This window comes from Xylanibacter rarus (assembly GCF_001275135.1).
Lineage (GTDB): Bacteria > Bacteroidota > Bacteroidia > Bacteroidales > Bacteroidaceae > Prevotella > Prevotella rara.
On sequence record NZ_LFQU01000006.1, the window covers coordinates 1 to 20,194 of the forward strand.

At 49.1% G+C, this 20,194-nt stretch carries 15 protein-coding genes; 7 read left to right on the forward strand and 8 right to left on the reverse strand.

The window, feature by feature from the left end:
* Positions 1 to 1,384: 1,384 nt before the first annotated feature.
* The 4 genes from ACU52_RS04630 to ACU52_RS04645 all read right to left on the reverse strand — a co-directional run bounded on the left by ACU52_RS04630 (position 1,385) and on the right by ACU52_RS04645 (position 6,588).
* Positions 1,385 to 2,794: a sensor histidine kinase gene (locus ACU52_RS04630; protein WP_053397930.1), complete on the reverse strand. Its 1,410-nt coding sequence runs from the start codon at positions 2,792 to 2,794 to the stop codon at positions 1,385 to 1,387.
* Positions 2,795 to 2,836: 42 nt separating this feature from the next.
* Complete coding sequence (locus ACU52_RS04635; protein ID WP_021855662.1) at positions 2,837 to 3,526, reverse strand: two-component system response regulator PhoB; 690 nt, start codon at positions 3,524 to 3,526, stop codon at positions 2,837 to 2,839.
* Between the two features lie 139 nt (positions 3,527 to 3,665).
* On the reverse strand, positions 3,666 to 4,919 hold the full coding sequence (gene rmuC / locus ACU52_RS04640) for a DNA recombination protein RmuC (RefSeq protein WP_053397931.1): 1,254 nt from the start codon (positions 4,917 to 4,919) through the stop codon (positions 3,666 to 3,668).
* 178 nt (positions 4,920 to 5,097) lie between these two features.
* Positions 5,098 to 6,588 (reverse strand): ATP-dependent DNA helicase, encoded by a 1,491-nt coding sequence (locus tag ACU52_RS04645; protein ID WP_053397932.1) that lies wholly within the window; start codon positions 6,586 to 6,588, stop codon positions 5,098 to 5,100.
* A gap of 174 nt (positions 6,589 to 6,762) precedes the next feature.
* Between ACU52_RS04645 and ACU52_RS04650 the strand changes: the two genes are divergently transcribed.
* From ACU52_RS04650 to ACU52_RS04660, 3 genes are all read left to right on the forward strand, one after another.
* Positions 6,763 to 7,242, forward strand: coding sequence for a hypothetical protein (locus ACU52_RS04650; protein ID WP_021855665.1), 480 nt, complete (start codon positions 6,763 to 6,765; stop codon positions 7,240 to 7,242).
* On the forward strand, positions 7,223 to 8,038 hold the full coding sequence (locus ACU52_RS04655; RefSeq protein ID WP_053397933.1) for a DUF3822 family protein: 816 nt from the start codon (positions 7,223 to 7,225) through the stop codon (positions 8,036 to 8,038). The genes ACU52_RS04650 and ACU52_RS04655 overlap by 20 nt, the downstream gene beginning before the upstream one ends.
* A 159-nt stretch (positions 8,039 to 8,197) precedes the next feature.
* Positions 8,198 to 8,755, forward strand: coding sequence for an RsmD family RNA methyltransferase (locus ACU52_RS04660; protein ID WP_021855667.1), 558 nt, complete (start codon positions 8,198 to 8,200; stop codon positions 8,753 to 8,755).
* 697 nt (positions 8,756 to 9,452) lie between these two features.
* Here the strand turns inward: ACU52_RS04660 and ACU52_RS04665 are convergent.
* The 4 genes from ACU52_RS04665 to dnaG form a co-directional block, all read right to left on the reverse strand.
* Positions 9,453 to 11,663 (reverse strand): RCC1 domain-containing protein, encoded by a 2,211-nt coding sequence (locus ACU52_RS04665; protein ID WP_162207747.1) that lies wholly within the window; start codon positions 11,661 to 11,663, stop codon positions 9,453 to 9,455.
* 53 nt (positions 11,664 to 11,716) lie between these two features.
* On the reverse strand, positions 11,717 to 13,114 hold the full coding sequence (locus ACU52_RS04670; RefSeq protein WP_053397935.1) for a T9SS type A sorting domain-containing protein: 1,398 nt from the start codon (positions 13,112 to 13,114) through the stop codon (positions 11,717 to 11,719).
* Positions 13,115 to 14,224: 1,110 nt separating this feature from the next.
* The gene (cls, locus tag ACU52_RS04680) at positions 14,225 to 15,649 is read right to left on the reverse strand and encodes a cardiolipin synthase (protein ID WP_053397937.1); all 1,425 of its coding nucleotides are present in this window, start codon (positions 15,647 to 15,649) and stop codon (positions 14,225 to 14,227) included.
* 116 nt (positions 15,650 to 15,765) lie between these two features.
* Positions 15,766 to 17,691, reverse strand: a complete 1,926-nt coding sequence (gene dnaG / locus ACU52_RS04685) for a DNA primase (RefSeq protein WP_053397994.1) — start codon at positions 17,689 to 17,691, stop codon at positions 15,766 to 15,768.
* A gap of 173 nt (positions 17,692 to 17,864) precedes the next feature.
* Between dnaG and ACU52_RS04690 the strand changes: the two genes are divergently transcribed.
* The 4 genes from ACU52_RS04690 to ACU52_RS04705 all read left to right on the forward strand — a co-directional run bounded on the left by ACU52_RS04690 (position 17,865) and on the right by ACU52_RS04705 (position 20,186).
* Positions 17,865 to 18,071 carry a hypothetical protein gene (locus tag ACU52_RS04690; RefSeq protein ID WP_053397938.1) on the forward strand — a complete coding sequence of 69 codons (207 nt, stop codon included), beginning with the start codon at positions 17,865 to 17,867 and terminating at the stop codon, positions 18,069 to 18,071.
* 406 nt (positions 18,072 to 18,477) lie between these two features.
* Positions 18,478 to 18,654 (forward strand): hypothetical protein, encoded by a 177-nt coding sequence (locus ACU52_RS15470; protein ID WP_204374654.1) that lies wholly within the window; start codon positions 18,478 to 18,480, stop codon positions 18,652 to 18,654.
* A gap of 5 nt (positions 18,655 to 18,659) precedes the next feature.
* Positions 18,660 to 19,100 carry an META domain-containing protein gene (locus ACU52_RS04700; protein ID WP_021855676.1) on the forward strand — a complete coding sequence of 147 codons (441 nt, stop codon included), beginning with the start codon at positions 18,660 to 18,662 and terminating at the stop codon, positions 19,098 to 19,100.
* Between the two features lie 216 nt (positions 19,101 to 19,316).
* Complete coding sequence (locus ACU52_RS04705; RefSeq protein WP_053397941.1) at positions 19,317 to 20,186, forward strand: electron transfer flavoprotein subunit beta/FixA family protein; 870 nt, start codon at positions 19,317 to 19,319, stop codon at positions 20,184 to 20,186.
* The last annotated feature ends 8 nt before the right edge of the window (positions 20,187 to 20,194 follow it).

Sequence of the window (20,194 nt, forward strand, 5' to 3'; positions counted from 1 at the left end):
AAGGCCGCCCGTTATGTTGGTTATAATTCTTTTCATCGTTTTAAATGGTATTCGAGATGCAAAGATAATATTTTTTTGAGTAGTTAAAGGAGTTAGAAGTAGTTAAAGGAGCTTGTTTAAGTGAAGAACGAAGAGTGAAGAGTGAAAAATTCGATACTCTTGTGGATTATTGTTATTTCACTTTTCATTTAACCGCTTGTGCAACCGATATGAATCAACAAAACTAATGTGCCGGCTGATTTGTAATCTGCCGGAATTAAGTATAAGGATTTTAATCCGCTTGCTTCCTATTTTTGATTAATAGGTATGAATCTCGGATCAAAGATCCTGATACTTTATGCTGTCGGATAGCATATCCGACAGAACAATAGCCATGTTGTTTCTTTTCGTTCCAAGCCGCAAATTCTTTGGATTGCCTTATAGTTACAAGACTAATGCGCCACTTGTACAATAGATTTGAGCCAACAAAGCTAATGTGCCGGCTGATTTGCAATCTGCCGGAATTGAATATAAGGATTTTAATCCGCTTGCTTCCTATTTTTATTTTAGGTATGAATTTCTAATCAAAAAAATAGCTATTAAGGTATGAGTTTTGGATCACAGATCCTAATATTTAATGCTGTCGGATAACATATCCGACAGAACAATAGCCTTGTTGCTTTCTAATGTTTTTATAGTTTCCAAGCCGCAAATTTTTTGGATTTCATTTAATCAGCAGTTCTTGCTTTAAGTAAAAACTTAGGACAAAATATTTTTTCAATCTGGAAAATCAAAAGATAACGGATGTTAATTGCATGGCGCGAAAACGCTAAATGGTTAACATTCGTTTGCTTATCAGGATGGATAACGAGTCAAAAAACATGGATTTTGAGCTGTAAAAGCATGGTTTTAGAGTCATTAAAGGGTGGTTTTGAGAGTATAAGTCGGCCACTTTTGGAGCGTAAACGGCAGAGTAATATTTTTTAACTATTGAAGTTTTGAGCTTGAAACGGCATAAGATATTGAATGACAACGACTTAACCATAAAGTCTGTTTTTTGCCGTTTTTCACGCCAAATCACAGACTTGCGATGAACATCGCTATTCTGAGAGCGTCAAACGGACGGAAAACATCGGAAATATTTACAAACAAAGAAACGTTATTAAGTGAAAAACGAAAAGAGAAAAGTGAAAAATCCGATACTCTTGTGGATTATTATTTGGAGTTAAAGGAGCATATTTAAGTGAAGAACGAAGAGTGAAGAGTGAAAAATCCAAATGCCAAGTAGCAGATTATACCCACGAGGCATTTGACTTTAACTACTTTAACTACTATAACTACTTTAACTCCAAATAATAATCCACAAGAGTATTAATTGATATCCGCGCCTGCTCTTCGCTTAAATTTATTTTCTCAATGTGAAGTCGAAGCGGAGACCGCCTGTGAGGTTGTTGCTAACCTTAATTGTTCCGCCATGCAGCAGCACGGCGTTCTTTACAATGGCAAGACCAAGACCTGTGCCGCCCATCTTGCGGCTGCGGCCCTTGTCTACACGATAGAAACGCTCAAAGATGCGTGCCAGATGCTCATGAGGAACACCGACACCATTGTCGCTGAAGGTGAAACGCCAGCAGTCGTTGTCATTAACGGCTGAAAGAGTTATGGTGGTGCCTTCGCCGGCATAAGCTATGGCGTTGTCTGTCAGGTTGCGGAACACGCTGTAAAGCAGCGACTGGTTGCCCTTAACCTTGATGCCGTCAGGCAGCATGTTGCTGAATGTCATCTTGCGTTCAGACAGCTGCAGCGCCGTGTCGTTGACAATATTAGACACCATCTGGCTGACGTCAACCACATCGAAGTCGACCATCTCGGGAGCATCGTCGAGCCTGTTGAGCGTAGAAATGTCATGAAGCAGAGAGGTGAGGCGCTGCGACTGTGCATAGCAGCGCTGCAAGAACTGCTCCTTGGTGGCCTCGTTGATGTTGGGATTTTCGAGTATTGTCTCAAGATAACCCTGAATGCTTGCAACGGGCGTCTTCAGTTCGTGGGCGATGTTCTGCGTCAGCTGGCGCTTCAGGATGTTCTGTTCCTCCTTGGTTTTCTGCAGGCGCTTGTATATCTTTATTATACGCTCTGCAATCTCGCCGAGTTCGTCGCCGGGAAAGTCAACAAGGTCTTCGGTGTCGAGACTCTCGTTGTGGTCAGCACGGCTCGCAAAGAGGCGCAGCTTGGTGATGTTGTCGCCCAGACGGCTCACAAAGCGGTAAAGGATAAAGACAAGCACAAGCATGGCCACGAGCGAGAACCACAGATAATGCTGGTCGGCACGCAGAGTCTTGGCAAGACTGTTGTCGTAGGGCAAGGCACTGCGCACAATGAGCGAGCACTGCGGAACATAGGTGGCAGAATAGAAATAGTCTTGATTGAGAGTGGAGCTTACGCGGCTGAAGTCGTAGCCGCTGCCGTCCTTGAGTGCCTCTCTGACCTCCCTTCGCGAAAGATGGTTGCCCATCTTCTTATAGTTCTTATATACATTGTCATAGACAACCTTTCCGCTGCGGTCGATAAGCGTAACGCGCAGACCATGAATGTAATGGTTGGCCACGTAGCCGTCGAGCGTCTTGTCCGACCTGTCGTCAAGATAGCGCAGCGACTCCATCATACGCTCGTTGTAATCCTGCAGACGCGTGTTGAGCGTATTGATTTTATACTCACGCTCACGTGCGTGCTGAAAGATGATGAAGGCCACAGCGAAGACCACAAATACGGACAGCACGCTGATGTAAAGACGCGTGCCAACAGATGTTCTGCACATGTTTGCTTATTTTTGTATGTTGATGTTATGATTAATGCCGGCTCAGGCGTCGAAGTAATAGCCGAAGCCGAGGCGTGTTACGATGCACTTTGAGAAGCGCCCTATCTTCTTGCGGAGGCGCGTTATGTTTACGTCGACAGTGCGGTCGAGCACTAGCACATCCTTGGGCCAGATGCGGTCGATAAGTTCCTGACGGGAGAACACACGGCCCTTCTCGTCGAGCAGAAGGTGAAGAATTTCAAACTCGGTCTTGGTAAACGGAATGTCCTCGCCGTCTATGCTTACGGTCTTTTTGTCGAGGTTAAGCTCGAGTCCCTGATAACTTATCACGTTCGACTGCGGAACACCGTTGTGCTCGGCTGTACGGCGCAGCACGGCGCGCACTCTTACCAGCACCTCACGTATAGAGAATGGCTTCGAGATATAATCGTCGGCACCGAGATTGAAGCCTGTAACGGTGTCGTTTTCAGTGTCACGCGCCGTGAGGAATATTATTGGGATGTCTTTTGTGGCAGGTTCGGCCTTGAGCTGCTTAGCCAGCGCGAAGCCCGACATGCCGCCCATCATAACGTCGAGCAGCAGAAGGTTGAAACTCTCGATGTTCATCTCGAGAGCCTCCTCGGCTGAGTTTGCCATCTCAACGGTATATCCGTCGGTCTCAAGGTTAAACTTCAAAATCTCACAAAGGTCTTGTTCGTCGTCAACCACCAGTATTCGATAATTATTATCCATAAGTCATTCTGTTTTTTAATAATAACCGTTGCAAAAGTAATGATAACTGTATTCATATTTATTACAGACGTGTTACAATGCCGTTACAACACAATACGCCACAAGAAGGCAGCCACGCAGCGACTGCTCACGGACGGCGTCAGGCCTGAGAGTCGTCGTCGGGCGATATGTCTGGCAGCGGACGGCGCGGATTCTCCTTCGCGCCCATCTCAACGAGCTTGCGCGCCGACACGATGAAGCTCTGATTGCCTTTTATGGCCTTGCGCGCATCATCAAACGATTTCTGCACGGTTTCAATGTTCTTGCCTATCTTCTCGAAACGTTCAACAAACAACCCTACGCGCTCGATGAGCGTGTCGGCAAGTCCGAACACGAGTTCCTGGTTATCGGCCTGGCGCTGCTGTGTCCACGCTATCTGCAAGAGGCGCAACAACGAGAAGAGATTCTGCTCACCGGTGATGACCACCTTGCGCTCAAAGGCATAGTTCCAGAGCGACGGGTCGGCAGACACGGCAAGCTGCATGGCTGCCTCCTGCGGCACGAACATGATGACAAAGTCGAGAGTGGTGCCGCCCTCCATTGAGTATTTGGCGTAGTTCTTTGCCGAAAGCTCGTCTACATGGCGGCGAACGCTCTTAACATGCTCGTCGAGAGCCTTGCGGCGCTCGTCGTCGGTCTCGGCGTTTACATAATTAATAAAGGCAGTAAGCGAAGCCTTCGAGTCGATTATCACGTCCTTATGGTCGGGATAATGCAGCACCACGTCGGGGCGCATCATGTCGTTGGTGTCGTCGTTGTGTATCACGTTGCCCTTTGCGTCGCGCATGGTGTACTGCACGTCATACTCAACGCCCTTGGTAAATCCGAACTTATCGAGAAGGTCGTTGAGCTTCATCTCGCCGAAGTCGCCCTGAATCTTAGGACCTGTCTGAAGCGCACGCGACAGCTTTTCGGCCTCAGCGCCGAGCGATGCCGTTGTGGCATGCATCTGCCTTATCTGTTCGCCGAGCGATGCCGTGCTGCGTGTGAACGACTCGCGGTTGTCGTCCATCGACTTTTTCATCTCTGTCATTACGGCTTTCAGCGGAGCTATTATCGAGTCCATCTGGCTGCGGTTGCTCTTGTCCAGTTCGTCAGCCCGCTGCTTAAGGAGTTTCTCGGTTGTTGTGCGCAGCTGTTCCTGCAATAGCTGCAATCTCTCCGCGAACTGTTTCTCCATAAGCATCTCGCGCCCTGCCCTCTCTTCGGCATGCTTGCGCTCGGCATCAGCCATGAGCCGTTCATACTGGCGGCGCAATTCGGTCAGCCGCCGTTCGGCATCCTCACGCGCATCGCCCAACTGTGAACGCAACATGTCGGCCTCGCGGCGGCTTGCGGCAGCCTCGTTAGACAAGCGTGCGTTGTTTTCTTTTGAGCAGCAGCGTTGCGCTGCGACACTATCATCATTGCCACTACGGCAATAAGAAATCCTGCTATAAAAAATAAGAATGATGTCATTATAACTATTTATTTTTTACTTGAAAAAGACTAATTACACTATGTGAAGTAATGAATGCAGAATAATATAAATGTCACCCTTCCGTCTGCGTCTTGGGCCAGTTTACGAGAAAGAGTTTCTCTGTGGCACGCGTGAAGGCTGTGTAGAGCCAGTGGATATAGTCGGGCGAGAGCATGTCGTCGGTCATGTAGCCCTGGTCAACATATATGTGCGCCCACTGTCCGCCCTGCGCCTTGTGGCAGGTAACGGCATAGGCATATTTTATCTGCAAGGCATTGTAACAAGGGTCTTGCCTTACCTTCTTCAGGCGGTCGGCTTTCAGCGGCACATCCTGATAGTCTTCCATAACTCCGTTGAAGAGCCGCTCGCTCTGTTCGCGCGTAAGAGCCGGAGCCTCAGCCATAAGACTGTCGGTTACGGCGGTTACCATTATTTCATAATTGTCGTAATCTGGAAACTGAAGCCACACGTCGGCAAAATGAAGGCCGTAGAACTCGCGCAGGTTTCTAACCCTTACCACCATGGCCCTGTCGCCGTTGGCAATAAACGGCAACGCCTGGCTTTCGGCTTTACGTCCGTCGCCGTTGCCCGTGCTGCTGTCCTCGAGAGCCTTTTCCTCGGCGGCAGCCTTCTCGGTCCAGTAGTAGTTGTTTCTCACCACCATGAGCATGTCGCCCGTAGTCAGTTCTTCCTCACGGCCCAACACCATGCCGCGTATGCCGGCGTTGTAGGCATTGGCGCGCTTGTTGCTGCGCGTTATCACGATGGTCTCGTCGGTGCCCACTTCAGAGTAGCTGCTGTTAAGCTGCTCAATGAGTTCGCCGCCCGACACCATGCGTATGTCGGCAAAGCCTGAAAAAGTTATTTTAGGAAGACGCGTAACCTCGTCGTGGGTTATCATACTTCGTATTATCGTGGCATTGTAAAGAATGCCCGAACCTGATGCCTGTCGCAAAATTTCATTAAGGTCGCACTGATAAACCTTCAGTCCGTAGCCCGCCATAAAATCAGCCATCAGCGCGGGCGACTCTTCCTCGCCCACCGGCGGCAGCTGTGCCATGTCGCCAATGATCATCATGCGGCAGTTGCGGCCGCCGTAGACGAAGCTAACCATATCGTCGAGCAGGCAGCCCGTGCCGAAGACTGCGCCCTCGCCGCCTCCGCCGTTGGCTATCATCGACGCCTCGTCGACAATGAAGAGCGTGTCGTGATACATGTTGTCGTTAAGACTGAAGCCCGTCGACTCGCCCGCAAAGGTCTTCTGACGGTATATGCGGCGATGTATGGTGAAGGCCGGACGACAGGCATTGACCGAAAACACCTTGGCGGCACGTCCCGTGGGGGCAAGCAGGATCACCCTCTGGCGCAACTTTACAAGCGTCTTAACGATGGCTGCGGCAAGCGACGTCTTGCCCGTACCGGCAGAGCCGCGCATAATCATCACCGAGCTGCCGTCGCGGTCGAGCAGAAAACGGCTGAACACGGCCGTGGCCTTAGCCTGGTCGGCAGTAGGAACAAAGCCGAAAGTCTGCATTATCTGAGTTGCCAGTTCTTCAACAATCATCAGTTTTTATGCCAAAGGTTTGATTTTACGAATTATTTAGTGTAATTTTGCAAATGCACAGAATGCGAAAGCATAATGCAAACTTACATAAAATAATTGATATTTTATGCCATGTGAACTAAGAAAATATTGTTCTTAACCACAGCCGGCCATAAATAGCAGGTCAATAAGGCAATGATAAAAATCAGCAACAATCACATTCTGGCACTCATAGCCGCCATGCTGGCCATAACATGCGTCATGAGTGTGTGCTCGCCCATAAGATTTGAGCGGCAGCAGGCCGGACGCGAGCAGGCGGTGAAGGAGCGGCTGGTGAAGATAAGATATGCCGAAGAGAAATACCGCAGAGCCAACGGCACTTACAGCGGAAGCTTCGACATACTGGTCAGAGAAGGCTATCTGGCCGACTCGCTGCAATACATTCCCTTCGCCGGAAAAAAGAAATTCGACCTTACGGCAACGACGCAGATAAGCAAGTCGGGCAGGCAAATACCGCTGATGGAATGCGGAGCCATGTATAACGACTACCTGTCGGGGCTCGACGAGAACAGCATAGCCAACCTCATCGAAGAGGCTAACAACGCGGGGAGATACCCCGGACTGAAAATTGGAGACATAACCACACCTAACGATAATGCAGGAAACTGGGAATAACATAATAACAAAAAAGCCGAGGCTTACCATACGCATAGGCAGGCACTCGCTGTCGTTCTCTGCCCTGAGCGCAGAAAATCCCGAGGGTATAACCTTTGAGCCTTATACCGTGAGGAGCGGCATATCCATGGCGGCTAACCTCAGAGAGGCGTTCAGGGAGATTGACCTGCTGAACAACGGATGGCAGAGAGCAATGGTGATGATCGACTCGCCCGTGATAATGATACCCATAGACGAGTTTAAGGACAGCCAGAAAGAAATGCTCTACCACTATGCCGTTACCGGACATGAGGGCGAAGTGGTGATGTCGAGCGTGCTGCCTTCGCTAAACGCCGTGGCCGTATACTCTATAAACAAAGACCTGAAGCTGGTCATCGACGACCACTTCGGCGACGTAAGGTTTGCACACGTGTGCGAGCCGGTGTGGAATCATCTCTACCGCCGCAGCTTCACCGGCATAAGGATGAAGCTGTATGCGTATTTCCACGACAAGAGGATAGACGTGTTCAGCTTTCAGCAGAACAGATTTAAGTTTACAAACAGCTTTGACACCGACCTGGCACCCGACGCCGTATACTTCATACTGAACGTATGGAAGCAGCTTACCTTCGACAACAAGCGCGACGAGCTGCACCTCGTAGGCGAACTGCCCGCCAGGGAGGAGCTGACACAGGAGCTGCACACTTTCATACAGAACGTATACGTGATAAACCCGAAGGCCGAGTTCAACCGCGCTCCGATTACGGCAATAAAGAACATTCCTTACGACCTGATAACATATTTCGTGAAGAGCTGAGCCGCAGGCTGCACACGGACAGCGGTAACGCCTGAAAGCCTACGCCGCAGAAACAGCATGAGGCGAAACTGCAGGCAGATCACTACAAGCCCCCAGACGGAGCACTGACAGGCAGCAGGCCTCAACAGAAAGCCACAACAACATTAGGAATAAACTGAAATGAGAATAATTACAGGAATATATAAAGGACGCCACTTTGACATACCGCGCACGTTCAAGGCAAGACCGACGACGGACTTTGCCAAAGAAAACATATTCAATGTGCTTAACGGATACATCGACCTTGAAGACGCCATTGCGCTCGACCTCTTCTCGGGCACGGGCAGCATATCGCTCGAACTGGTGTCGAGAGGATGCCAGAGCGTGATAAGCGTGGAGGCCGACCGCGACCATCATGCCTTCATAAAGCAATGCCTGAAGAAGCTCGGCACCGACAGATGCATCGCCCTGCGAGGCGATGTGTTCCGCTTCATAAAGAGCTGCCATCAGCAGTTCGACTTCATCTTTGCCGATCCTCCCTACGCCCTGCCCGAACTGCCCACCCTGCCCAAGCTGATACTTGAGCGCGGACTGCTGAAGCCCAACGGCATCTTCGTATTCGAACACGGCAAGAACAACAGCTTTGAGGATGTGCCCGGATTCATTGAACACAGGGCATACGGCAGCGTGAACTTCAGCATCTTCTCTAACAGAGAGCCGGAAGGCGAGGATGAATAACCGCCGTCCGGCCTAAGCCTATTATTATTTGCATTTTCGATTGAAAGTCAGACTCAACTGACATGAGTTGAAAAGATGACGGATTATAACATCTAATCTGAAAGAGATTACGGCTGAAGCAAATAAGAATATACCATAAATAAAATACAAAAGGCGGCAAACTGCATCGCAAAAGGTATGCTTTTGTATCCTGAAACACGGCCTTTTGCAAGACCAAAGCACAGCTTTTCGGCTGAATAAGTTATTCTGTTAATGCGTAATACCATAAAAAAGTTTTGTTAAAAACTCGTCACTCATCACAAAGCCGCTTAATTCACTAATAATCAAGATGTTATAGTGTGACGAGTTTAATTTGCAACTCATCACATCGAGGTCTACCAAAATCAGGAAAGGCCACAAAGGCCATGGTGTGACGAGTTGCGAAACCAACTCATCACACCATAACGCTATGTATATCAACACGTTACGCACGAATGTGATGAGTGATGAGTTTTAAAGAAAATTATTTACTGTTGATTTACGGATTGTCCTTTCCTAATTTAGGTCGACTTCAAACAGAGTCGTACAAATCAGCACTGTCAAAGATTTTTTATTACCAGCCATTAACATCAACGGCTGCACAGGCAGGTACATAAAAAAGGAAGAGGCTTCCCGCATACAGCAGAAAGCCTCTTTGTAATAAACCCAGAATATTGAATTATCTCTTTACAACTTTAACAGCATGTTTCTGTCCGTTCTGAGTGTAGACAAGGATGTAAGCGCCGTTGGCAACATCAGACAAATTAAGACTGCCTGCCACAACACCGCACTTGCGTACGAGTGAACCAGAAACGGTATATACACATACGTCATTAACCGGCTGTGATGTATAGAGAGTGTTGCCGTCGAAACGAACAGAAGCTTCGTTGTCAACACCGTTAATACCGGTTGAGCCCTTAGCCACCAGATTAAGCTTGCTCCAGTTAGCATCTGCTGCAAAGATGTCATAAACATCCTCATTTACAGTAAGAGTGATGGCCTTAAGGTCAGATATGCCGTCGAACATTCCTGAATAGAATATAGGTGCGCTGTCTTTTGTATAGCTTGTCCAGTCGATGTTTGCCAAAGCTGTACAGTCGCTGAATGTAGCTGAAGCGAAAGCTATCTCTTCGGGCAATACGACATCTGTAAGAGCCGTACAGCTCTTAAATGTGCTGGCCATGCTGCTAACGCCGGTGAGAGACTTAGAGTTGAGCAGATTAACCTTTGTCAGAGATGTACAGCCCATGAAGGCGCTGTTAAGACTCGTAAGGCCTGCACAGTTCTGCAAGTCGATGTCAGAGAGTTTCTCGCAGTTCATAAACGCATTTGTAAAGTCCTTGAAGTTTGCAGCCTCGGCAGCAGCCGGCATAGCCACCTTCTCAAGAGCCTTGCAATTTACAAAAGCACCATTCTTTGCCAGTCCGCCCTGAACATAGAGGTCAGTACCTTCTTCAATAAGAGCCTCTGACATATCAACAGAAACGAGCGTGGTGTTAGATGCTCCGAAAGCAGTAGTACCTATAGCCTGAGCCAGTTCAGTAAATTTGCTTGTGTTCCATGTTCCAGTCAGTTTGATTTCAGCTGCCTTCTTAAGGTCGCTTGGAATATCGTCAGAAGGTACAGTAACAACGTCTTCGTCACCGCCGCCGGGAGTAGCACCGCCAGGACATGCAATCTCAATAGGTTTCTTCTGATAGCTGGTCTGCAGCTGTTCCAACTCTGAGCCGTCGCCAAGCTGTCCACCCTTGTTTCGTCCCCATGCATAGAACTTTCCGTCTGTAGTAAGCACGAATGAATAGCTCTGTCCTGATGCCAGCATTGAGTAAGTTGCGCCTTCTGGCAGAAGTGGCTTAACAGGTTTTGCCGAGAACGGCATTTCGTCTGAAGATGATGTAGCTGTAAGCAGTTTGCCGTTGCCGTCGCCGAGAGCTCCGTCACTGTTGCTGCCAATAGCATAAATCTCCGTGATGACACCGTCTTTTCCTATGGCAATGGTCGTAGTGTTCTCGCATCCTGATACAGAAAGCACACCATCAGGAACGGTCGTTACCTTTGTGAACTCATAGTAAAGCGACACAAGCTCCTCGTCAGACTGATTAAAGCCGAGCAGGTTTGAATAGTTGTCACCTGTTGCCCACAATGTACCATCAGCCTTTATCGCATAAGTACGGTTGTCGATAGCCTTGACGTAAACCCAGTCGTTAGCAGTTCCGATCTGTACCGGAGAAGACTGGCTCGTAGCATTGCCAAGTCCTAACTGTCCTGAGTTATTCTGTCCCCAGCCCCATATTGTGCCGTCTGTCTTCAAGGCTACACAGTGAGAACTTCCTAAAGACACTTGTTTCCAGTCTGTATCAGTTCCAATCTGTACCGGAGTAGTGCGTGTATTTCTGTCACCGAGACCCAGCTGCGAACTGGTATTTTCGCCCCAGCCCCATATTGTGCCGTCAGTCTTGAGTCCGATTGCGCTATATCCCCAGAAATGACTTGCCGTAACGTCAGCCCAGTCATTATCAGTTCCTACACGTACAAGTTCTTTATGGTCCATTCCGTCACCGGTTCCCTGCACACCGCTCTCTGATGTACCTGCTGCCCATAGAGAGCCGTCTTCCTTTATGAAGAAGGCGTAAGCCTTGCCACCTATCACTTTCTTCCAGTCTGTATCAGTTCCTACACACTGCCACTCAGCTGTTCTTTCCGACACAGCCGGTGCACCCAGCTGTCCTTTCTCGTTCCAACCGCAGCTCCACAGAGTGCCGTCGTCACGAATAGCATAGGTAGAGGCGTCTCCTGTTGCAACGTATTTCCATACATGCTCCTGTGCATTAACCGATGTAGCCAGAGCCAATAGCCCCGCAACTACAAATGAACGTGTAATCTTTTTCATAAGCATTATTATTTAATTCAAAATTTGGAACAAATGTTCCCTTCTTATTTTTGTCATTTATTTACCAGAACTTTCTTGACATCAATCTGCTTTCCGTCGCGGAACACCTGCACAAGATAAAGTCCTGCCCCTGGCAGTGTAAGGCTAACATCCTGTCCCTTGACCATATTACGCTCACACACCTTCATGCCGGCGGCATTTACCACGCTTACAGATGTTGCATCGTCGTTGCCTATTGTAAGATTGAGCGAGCTGACCTGCAGCCTTGTTTCGCAGCCACTGACAAGACTCGGAGTTATGCCTGTAGCGTCGCCGTCCTTATTGTCGACAATAGGACAGATCATAAACGAAGCACCCGGCGCAGCGCCGAAATAATTAACCGGCATGTTATAGCCCATGTCGTTATAGTTTACAAAAGAATTGTGAGCAAGCATGCTGGTCATCTGCTCCTCGGGTATATCCTGCCCCATTACTTCAGTCAGCATAACGATATCAGACTCTGACGGATCGTCGCCAAAACCTTCAACGGTAACAAAGAACAAAGGCTTGTCCCATATCTGCAGAGGCTGTTCAAAACGGAACTCGCCAACTGCCACATTCTTTATAGGAAACTCGCCCTCATAAGCATCACGAATTTCGCTCACCGGCAACTCAACCACCTCTAACGGCAGACCTGTGAACTCCATGTTGCCCTCGCTCTCCATAGGGTACCACACACGAAGCATCAGCTTTGCATCGGCAGGATATTTTGTAGGCTTAAAGGCGAAATACACGTTTACGCCTGTAATATGGGCATTACCGTGAGCCGTCATGAACAAGTTGCCATAGCCCTTCAGTCCGGCACTGTTGGTTCCGCCGAGATAGCCAGCCGAACCACCGTTTAAAGGCAGATAGCCAAGCTGATATGTCTCGTTCCATTTACGGCAGTTTGCCGTGCTTATTTCGGCCTTACCGCTCACAAGCAGCTCGCCTTCGGCCTGATACGTGCTCTTTTTGCCAGACGCGTCGGTAACTTCAAGTGAAGGAAATGCGTAATGACCTAATTTAGTGTATGTTGCAGTTGCGCTTTCTGTTGCGGAAGTTTCTTCTGATGTTCCAGGCAAAGACCAATTATAGGCGGATGCGCCGCTCACATTACTTATATATGTAACAGGCTTGCCTGTAGGTGCCCATAAGAAGTAGTTGCCGTTGGTAAGGCGGTTGGGCGAAAGATAATTGCACACAGGCTGATTCTCAGAAGAATATGTGCCAAGACGGCTCAGTCCGTCAGGATAACTGTATGCAGGCTGATTGTCGGCACGGGTTATGGGATAACTGTCGGACAAGACAGACACTACCGGTTTTTCAACTTGCGGCAACAAAACGCCGACATCATCCTTGGCTCCGTCCACTGCAGAAAAAGCATTCTGGGCCAACAGGCATGACAGAATAATAAAATGCATCCTTTTCATAGTAAAAAATTGTTTAAGAGATGACTAATATTGAAAGTATATAACTAAGCACCTGAAGTGTTTTATGGCAAACATGCAACGCCTGTATACTTACATCTTCTGCGTTCAGATATTACTCAGCATCCGGAATATTCAAGCCGCCCACAGCCTTTGTTGGCCGAAAGGAGATTTGCATATAGCGAAAGCTGTACCGGCGGCAACACGTCCTATTATTGCGTTCAATCTGAATTCACCGATAAGCTGTAACAGATATCTGTTTTGGTTTACACCACTATCATTCTCACATTTAAAAAATCCGCATGGCGCAAAACTAAAACTTAACAATGACAAAGGAGACAAAGTCAGCAACGACAACATCATTTCACTCATAGCATTTAAGTTTTAGGTTGCTTCTTATACTCCCCAAATTCAGCGTTAACAAACTGGTATTAGATTAATGGAAACAAAAAAGGCATGGGAGTTTCTACTTCTCGCCCATCCCTGCTCTCAGGCCTTCGCATTGCCTCAACTCAAGGATAAGCAACGCAGCCAGCCCACGCCAAGTGGAATTATATATACAACACACAGCCATATAAAACTTATATGGCCATCATTGGGATATAATTCACCCACGCAGACGTTCCGTTGCATTATTTCTGTGAGCTGATTCAAAGTTTGCGAAGTTTTGAGAGCACAGAATTAACGTCCGTAAACGCCTTTCCGAAGTCAGCATCCTAAAAATGCCGAAACTTCAATCCATCGATGTTATGACCCCGCCCGTTCCCAGGGAACTGGCATCGTCGGTGGCAAAAATAACAATATTATATCAAATAAAAAAGTTTTTATGTTTATTTTTTATGTCACACGGTATTATTTTTACACACAATTGCCAATTTGTCTAGCATTGAAACGATTTTATAGACAAACGGTCGGCTGGCAGTATATTGGGTTTATATTATACAATTAAACTTATGTTTTCAGCCGTCTTTTTGTTTCCTATTTGCGGCTTGCCGCCTGAACAAACTGCGGCATACGTCAACATAAAAATATCCCGGCCATAGACTGCCGGATAAACGGGCTATACATGAAACTAAAGACAATTAAGACATTAAGGATAATATTGACTGAAAATCACATCAGCGGCGAGAACACACGCATCAGCGACTCAAGCAAACGGTGAGGGAACGAAAGGCGGCGCGTGCTCATATACTTCTCATAGTCGACACACTGCTTCACGTCTTCCATAAAGACCGACTTGATGCGAAGGGCCATATCACGGTCGTATATAAAGGCGTTGACTTCAAAATTGTTGTCGAAGCTGCGGAAATCGATGTTGGTAGAGCCGCAGGTTGACAGGCTGTCGTCGCTGACAAGCAGCTTTGAATGGTTGAAACCGGGCTTATACAGATAGACCTTAACACCGGCATCGACGCTCTCCTGCACGTATGAACGGCTTGCCCACTCAACGAATTTGGCGTCGGAGTGCAGCGGAACCATCAGCCTTACGTCTACTCCGGCAAGGGCTGCGGTGCGCATGGCAAAGAGCACCGGCTCGGTTGGCAGGAAATATGGCGTCTCCATATATACATATTTCTTTGCCTCCAGCAGTATGCGGACATACCCCTGCATCATCTCGGGCCACGGACTGATAGGACTGCTGGTAACTATCTGCATTATGCAGTCGTTGGGGCGGATGTCGTCGTGGGGCGGATAATAGCAGCGGTTGCTGATGAGCGTGCGGTCGACGAAAAACCAGTCGACAAGGAAGGCGCGCTGTATGCCGTAGACGGCGCCGCCCCTTATGCGCAGATGAGTGTCGCGCCATGCGGTTCCGTTGCGGCCCTTGATATATCGCAGGGCGATGTTCATGCCGCCGATAAAGCCCACGCGGCCGTCTATAACGCACAGCTTGCGGTGGTTTCGGTAGTTGACCTTGCTGGTGAATGCAGGAAACTTGACCGGCATGAAGGCATGCACGTCTATTCCGGCATTGCGCATACGCTCGAAGAACGAATTGGGAACGTTCCAGCAGCCCACGTCGTCATAGATGAAACGCACCTCAACGCCCTCTTTTGCCTTGGCAATGAGTGCGTCGGAAACGAGATAGCCCAGAGGATCGTCGCATATAATATAGGTCTCTAGATGTATGTGATGGCAGGCTTGGGATATGTCGCGCAGCAGAACATGAAAGAATCCGTAGCCGTCGGTATAGATGTCGGTCTCATTGTTCTTGAAAGGCAAAGCCCAGTTTTGGCTGGCAAAGAGCTTTATGAGCACGCTGTGTTCATCTGGCAACACGAGGTTTTGCTGCTCGGCAAATCCGAGCATGGAGCGCTTTGTCAGCTGGTCCATGCTCTGCTGGCTGATGAGCTTCTCCTTGCGTGTGTTCTGTCCGAAGAAGAAATATAGCACGAAGCCCACAACGGGAAGGAACACAAGCACGAGTATCCACGCCATGGTCTTGGCCGGCTGACGGTTGTCCATGAGCACGGCTACCATTGCTGCTATCACTATGAATGCATAGAGCAAGAAGAATATCCAGTGTACGTAAATCATACGGTATGCCTTTTTACGTTATCTATTCCGCCTGCACGCAAGATGCCTGCGGCTGTATTCTCACTGCCTGAGTGCAACGTCCGGCCACGCAGCATGATGCTGCATGAGATGCCACGTCACACGATTATCTCGCTGCCGAGTTCTTTGGCTATCGAGTTGCGTATGCCCTGCATGTCCTTATATTCGGCCATGAGGCTCATCATCTTTTCGGTGTCGCCTGATGCCTGGGTTATCTCGCGCTTCAGGTCTTCCATCTTATGCTCAACATAGTCAAGGCGGAAGTCGAGTATGAGATGTATCACCTGGTTGCGGAGCGTGTCCTCATCTCTCTTCACCTGCAGGCTGCGGCTCAGCTGAAAATGGTCGATGGCCATGTCGGTGGCCACGCGGCTCACTTCGATGTCGGGATGATGGGTGAAGTAGGCCTCTGAGTTGAAGCCTTCGTCGTCGTTGTGTTCAACGGCTTCCTGCAGTATGCGGTTGTAAAGCTCGTTGTGGAACTTGAGTCCGTCTGCCCCAAGGTCATAGCTGATATACTGCGACACACTCAGGTTGATCTTTCCGCCGTCCTCGGTCTCCACATCTTTATATAGCACCTCGTTGCCGTGGCGTACCACCATCTGCGTGAGCATGTATTCGACCTTCGACTCTACATCCGACTTGGCGTCTACCTCCACTGCAGGCGGCTGTGCGGCGGCTCTTGCCTCCTCGCGCCTTGCCTCCTTGAGCTGCTCCTCCATCTCGCCCTGTATAAACTTGTTGACAGTGCTTACGAGCGTAGCCTCGTTTATGCCAAGCCGGTGTGAGCATTCGGTCATGTATGTGGCCCTGGTTATCTGGTCGTCTATTACAGACACGCTCTTGATAATGCTGCTTATGGCCTGCGAGCGCTTTATCGGGTCGGTTACGCCCTTTAGCAGCAGGTTGGTCTTAAACTCGATGAAGTCGGTCTGATGCGCTTCGATATAGTCGCGAAACTCCTGTGCGGTGTGCTTACGCGCAAAGCTGTCGGGGTCGTCGCCGTCGGGCAGCAGCAGCACCTTTACGTTCATTCCCTCGGCCAGGAGCATGTCTATGCCTCGTATAGAAGCATGTATGCCGGCAGAGTCGCCGTCGTAGAGCACGGTGATGTTTTTCGTAAAGCGGCGTATGAGGCGTATCTGCCCCGTGGTGAGCGATGTTCCCGACGATGCCACTACGTTTTCAACGCCGCTCTGGTGCATCGATGTAACGTCGATATATCCCTCGACTAGATAGCAGCGGTCGTTTCGCGTTATAGCCTGCTTGGCCTGATATATGCCGTAGAGCTCGTTGCTCTTGTGGTATATCTGCGACTCGGGCGAGTTGACATACTTTGCCACATTCTTGTCGTTGGTAAGTATGCGCCCGCCGAAGGCCACCACGCGCCCCGTTATTGTATGCACGGGAAATATCACACGGCCGGCATATCTGTCCTGAAGCTGTCCGTTCTCCTTGCGGTAGCACAAGCCGGTCTCTATCAGAAACTGCTCCTTGAAGCCTTTTGCCAGGGCTGCACGTGCCAGCGCGTCGCGTTCAGGCAGCGCATAGCCCAGCTGGAACTTATATATCGTGTCGTCGCGGAATCCGCGCGAACGGAAATACTGCATGCCGATGGCCTGCCCGTCGCGGGTGTTCATCAGGTTGTCCTGGAAGTATTTAAGCGCCCAGTCGTTCACGATAAACATACTCTCGCGCTCGCTCGCCTCGCGCTTCTCCTCGTCCGAGAGTTCGCGCTCCTGTATCTCTATGTGATATTTCTTGGCAAGCCACCTCAGCGCCTCGGGATATGTCATCTGTTCGTGCTCCATGATGAAGCCTACGGGATTGCCGCCCTTGCCGCACGAAAAGCAGTGGCAGTAGCCCTTGGCGGGCGACACCACGAACGAAGGAGTCTTCTCGTTATGGAAGGGGCACAGTCCCTTATAGTTTACGCCCGCCTTGCGGAGCGAAACAAACTCAGACACCACGTCAACAATGTTGGCGGCATCCATTATCTTGTCTATCGTTGCCTGATCTATCATAAGCATTAAAACGTCCGGCATATCACCGCCCTGCCGCCTTAGGCTGACAGAACGGCTGCGGACGAACTAATGCAAAATTAAATATAAATAGCGAGATAAGCAAGTGGCCGACTGATTTTTGTATAATCGGAACATATATTTATCGGTACGACGGAACGGCAAACAGACCTGTCATGAAGGCATTACGGGATATTATGAACAAAGTGAGCCATGACGGCAGAATGACACTTTGCAAACCGGCGGAGCAGCATGACGCGCAAAACGTAAACAGAGAAAATACAACTTTACTGACCATTCTGGAGAAATATCCGCACCGAAAGCCACAAGGGGTAACGCAGACCGGCAGCCTCAACACGACAAAACGACCAACACAGCAGTAAAAACGAACTGCACCGCCGATATAACACAGTGCTTTTTAATGCCTAAAAGAGTGCAAAGCACAACCCGAAACGGCAGCTTTCGACATGCAAAAGGCATGCTTTCAGCCAATAAAGCGCATCAAAAAGATGCACACGTCGACAGCAGCAGCCCGTAAACCGCTGTAGAAGTGCGCCTTACACGCTGCACACCAATATCTGCATTATTTTCGTCCGGCGGAGTTTTATCTGCAAATATCGCGGTATGGGAGCGTCAGCAGAAATCAATATGTAAGCAAAACAGCCGATTAAACGACATGAATTTTCATAGTCGCAAAGCCGCCGGAAAAGGCGCGCCGCACCACTGATGCAACGGCATACGGCAGGCGTAATGACCACGCATAAGGCCATATGCAAAAAAAACGGAATTATGCGAAACATTAGTTATTTATGGTCTTTATTTTACTTTTTCATCGATAATTTACTTAAATTTGCACCCCAAATGGTCAAAAAGGCCACTGCAATCAGGCTGGAAGCACCGGCCAGAAAGACCGGACGCAACCGGCAAAAGCCTGAAAGACAACATTTTATTAACAATAAAGAGTAAAAGGAATGAAAAAAGTATTTGTAGCATTATGCATGGCAGGACTGCTCGCAGCCACAACGTCATGCAAGACATCTAACAGCGCTGCATCATCAGTGTCTGCACTAAACGGAGAATGGAAAATAACCGAAGTTAACGGTCAAAGCATAACAAAGGCAGACAACGACAACGAAGCCTTCATAGGATTCGATGTTGAAAAGAAGAGCATGTACGGAAGCACAAGCTGCAACCGCATCTTCGGCCAGCTTGACGCTGACGCAAAGAAGGGCACAATATCTTTCGGCACAGTAGGCAGCACACGGATGATGTGCCACGACATGAAGACCGAGGAGCAGGTGCTCAAGGCTGTCAACGAAGTTAAGGCTTACGAGCTGAAGGACAACAGCACGCTTACGCTGAAGTCAGCCGACGGAAAAGTGCTGATGACTCTGCAGAAGCGCAACAAGTAACAACAGCCTGCAAGACGGTGAGGCGGCATCAGCGCCTGACATCAGTGAAGCAGAGCATTATTATGTGTGCGGACACAACACGCGTTGCACATGCCGCAACCGTTTAAAAGGGTTTAAATACACGGGTAAAAACGTACGTTTTTGCCCGTTTTTTTTGTCAAAAAGCAAAAATAGTGTATTTTTGCAATCTAAGAATTTACATTATAAGCTTAATCTATGAATTTGAAAATCATCGTACTTGCAAAACAAGTACCCGACACGAGGAATGTGGGCAAAGATGCGATGACAGCCGAAGGCACTGTTAACCGCGCCGCGCTGCCGGCAATCTTTAACCCTGAAGACCTTAATGCCCTTGAACAGGCACTCAGACTGAAAGAACAGAATCCGGGCTCAACCGTAGGAATCCTCACCATGGGACCTCCGCGTGCAGCCGAAATAATCCGTCAGGGACTTTATCGTGGAGCCGACACAGGCTGGCTGCTTACCGACCGCCTGTTTGCCGGAGCTGACACCCTGGCCACTTCTTACGCACTGGCTACAGCCATCAAGAAGATTGGCGGAGCCGACATCATTATAGGCGGACGTCAGGCTATCGACGGCGACACCGCACAGGTAGGACCTCAGGTGGCTCAGAAGCTGGGCCTCGCTCAGGTTACCTATGCAGAGGAAATACTGAAATGCGAGGACGGAAAGCTCACCATACGCCGCCACATCGACGGAGGCGTTGAAACCGTAGAGACTCCGATGCCCGTGCTGATAACCGTAAACGGAAGCGCAGCACCATGCCGCCCCTGCAACGCAAAACTCGTTATGAAATACAAATACGCCACCGTTCCGCTCGAGCGCACACCCGACATGCCTTATGCCGAGCTCTACGAGAAGCGTCCTTATCTTACACTTAACCAATGGTCAGTGGCCGACGTTGACGGCGACCCGCAGCAGTGCGGACTGGCAGGCTCGCCCACAAAGGTGAAAGCCGTTAAGAACATTGTGTTCCAGGCAAAGGAATGCAAGACTCTCACATGCTGTGACGACGAGATCGACTGCCTCATCAAAGAACTGTTGGACGAAAAGATTATTGGATAAAAAGAACC

What these genes read in the sequence shown, in the direction of transcription:
- ACU52_RS04630 (WP_053397930.1), bottom strand. Translation starts at nt 2,794, where the DNA reads ATGTGCAGAACATCTGTTGGCACGCGTCTTTACATCAGCGTGCTGTCC.
- ACU52_RS04635 (WP_021855662.1), bottom strand. Translation starts at nt 3,526, where the DNA reads ATGGATAATAATTATCGAATACTGGTGGTTGACGACGAACAAGACCTT.
- ACU52_RS04645 (WP_053397932.1), bottom strand. Translation starts at nt 6,588, where the DNA reads ATGATTGTTGAAGAACTGGCAACTCAGATAATGCAGACTTTCGGCTTT.
- ACU52_RS04650 (WP_021855665.1), top strand. Translation starts at nt 6,763, where the DNA reads ATGATAAAAATCAGCAACAATCACATTCTGGCACTCATAGCCGCCATG.
- ACU52_RS04655 (WP_053397933.1), top strand. Translation starts at nt 7,223, where the DNA reads ATGCAGGAAACTGGGAATAACATAATAACAAAAAAGCCGAGGCTTACC.
- ACU52_RS04660 (WP_021855667.1), top strand. Translation starts at nt 8,198, where the DNA reads ATGAGAATAATTACAGGAATATATAAAGGACGCCACTTTGACATACCG.
- ACU52_RS04665 (WP_162207747.1), bottom strand. Translation starts at nt 11,663, where the DNA reads ATGAAAAAGATTACACGTTCATTTGTAGTTGCGGGGCTATTGGCTCTG.
- ACU52_RS04670 (WP_053397935.1), bottom strand. Translation starts at nt 13,114, where the DNA reads ATGAAAAGGATGCATTTTATTATTCTGTCATGCCTGTTGGCCCAGAAT.
- cls (WP_053397937.1), bottom strand. Translation starts at nt 15,649, where the DNA reads ATGATTTACGTACACTGGATATTCTTCTTGCTCTATGCATTCATAGTG.
- dnaG (WP_053397994.1), bottom strand. Translation starts at nt 17,691, where the DNA reads ATGATAGATCAGGCAACGATAGACAAGATAATGGATGCCGCCAACATT.
- ACU52_RS04690 (WP_053397938.1), top strand. Translation starts at nt 17,865, where the DNA reads ATGAAGGCATTACGGGATATTATGAACAAAGTGAGCCATGACGGCAGA.
- ACU52_RS15470 (WP_204374654.1), top strand. Translation starts at nt 18,478, where the DNA reads ATGCGAAACATTAGTTATTTATGGTCTTTATTTTACTTTTTCATCGAT.
- ACU52_RS04700 (WP_021855676.1), top strand. Translation starts at nt 18,660, where the DNA reads ATGAAAAAAGTATTTGTAGCATTATGCATGGCAGGACTGCTCGCAGCC.
- ACU52_RS04705 (WP_053397941.1), top strand. Translation starts at nt 19,317, where the DNA reads ATGAATTTGAAAATCATCGTACTTGCAAAACAAGTACCCGACACGAGG.